Here is a 1,743-nt window from a genome sequence, read left to right as displayed (position 1 = left end):
AGGGAAAATTCCACTGGGCTCAAGTTCACCAAGGTGAAACCGTGGCCCTCAACCCGGAACAGTTACAGGCATTAATCCAGGGTTTGCCCTGGCAGCGCATTGGACGACAGCAAGTGGTCACAATGCTCTAAACCAAGCTCGGTTATTCTGCTATTCTCCAAACGTTCTATTTCCTCTGCGTCATGACCTCAGGCATACTGCGGTCATGAATACGCTGCCTGACTTAAGCCAACTGACCCATGAACAACTGCTGGAATTTACCCAGCAGTTGGCAATGCAGCATCAGTCTCTGGCACAATCAAATCAAGAATTAGAAAAATCAAACCAGCAATTGGATGCCAAAGTTCAGCATCTTTCTATTCTCAATCAAACATACGAGCATGAACTGGCGCTGTTTAAAAAGCATAAATTCGCCCAAAAGAATGAACACTTAACGGCAAAACAAATCCATCTATGGGACGAAGCGGTCGAAGAAGATATCGCAGCCGTTGATCTGGAATTAGAACGATTAAATGCAGATAAAACCGATGCAGCGACACACAAAGCCACAGTCAACAAACCTAAACGTCGACTGCTGCCAGATCATCTACACACCATCCGTATTGAGCATGAACCTGCATCAACCCAATGCAGTTGTGGCTGCCAGTTACGTCGTATCGGCGAAGATATCAGTGAAAAACTGCATTTCAGACCGGCACAGTTCTACAAGGAACAGCATGTCCGTGGCAAATGGGTCTGTGATCAGTGTGACACCCTGACTCAGCAAGCGATGCCCGCCTATGTGATTGATAAAGGTATTGCCAGTCCTGAACTGCTCAGCCATGTGCTGGTATCGAAGTATGCCGATCATTTACCGCTGTACCGTCAACGTCTGATCTATCAGCGGGCTGGCATTGATCTGTCCAGATCCACTTTATCTGACTGGATAGGTCGCTGCGGTGTAGAACTGGAACCTCTGGCCAATGCCTTAAAACAGGTGGTGCTGCAACAGCGGGTGCTGCATGCAGATGAAACACCAGTCACCATCATGCGGATGGGTGATGATGAGAAAAAACCGAAGAAAGGTTATGTCTGGGCCTATGCCACCACACAGTACAATCCAGTTCAAGCCGTGATCTATGACTTTCAGGATAGTCGTTCAGGTCAGCATGCTGAAGCGTTCCTGAAAGACTGGCAGGGTCATCTGGTTTGTGATGATTACAGTGGTTATAAAGCACGCTTTAAATCAGGCCAGGTCGTTGAGGTGGGCTGTATGGCGCATGCGCGTCGTAAATTCCATGAACTGCATGTGACCAAAAAAAGTCAGGTCGCTGAACAGGCATTAGTGCTGATTCAGAAACTGTATGCCATAGAAGCAGAACTCAGGAAAAAGACCGATGGTACAGCAGAACAGCGCCGCGAATACCGACAACAGCATAGTCAACCGGTGATGCAACAACTGTATGAATGGCTCAACCAACATCAACTGACGGTGCCATCGAGTTCTCCCACCGCCAAGGCCATCAATTACACGCTGAAGCGTTGGCCAGCTTTAAGCCGCTATCTGGATGATGGCAATCTACCGATTTGCAATAATTGGGTAGAGAATCAGATGCGACCTTGGGCCTTAGGACGCAAGAACTGGCTGTTTGCTGGCTCGCTGCGCAGTGGCCAACGAGCTGCCAATATCATGACTTTAATCCAGTCAGCAAAGCTCAATGGCTTGGATCCGTATGCCTATTTAAGTGATGTGCTGAAAAGGCT

1 protein-coding gene is annotated in these 1,743 nt (G+C 48.1%); it reads left to right on the top strand.

The genetic code is table 11. From position 1 onward, the window contains the following. Positions 1-205: 205 nt before the first annotated feature. The coding region (tnpC, locus tag CYK47_RS15140) for an IS66 family transposase (protein WP_122902592.1) at positions 206-1,743 on the top strand (1,538 nt) is incomplete at its 3' end.

The sequence above is a fragment of the Acinetobacter sp. B51(2017) genome (genome assembly GCF_003711395.1).
Taxonomy (GTDB): Bacteria; Pseudomonadota; Gammaproteobacteria; order Pseudomonadales; family Moraxellaceae; genus Acinetobacter.
Note: the sequence above shows the minus strand (reverse complement) of the source record. Positions and strands in the feature narration are given on the sequence as shown.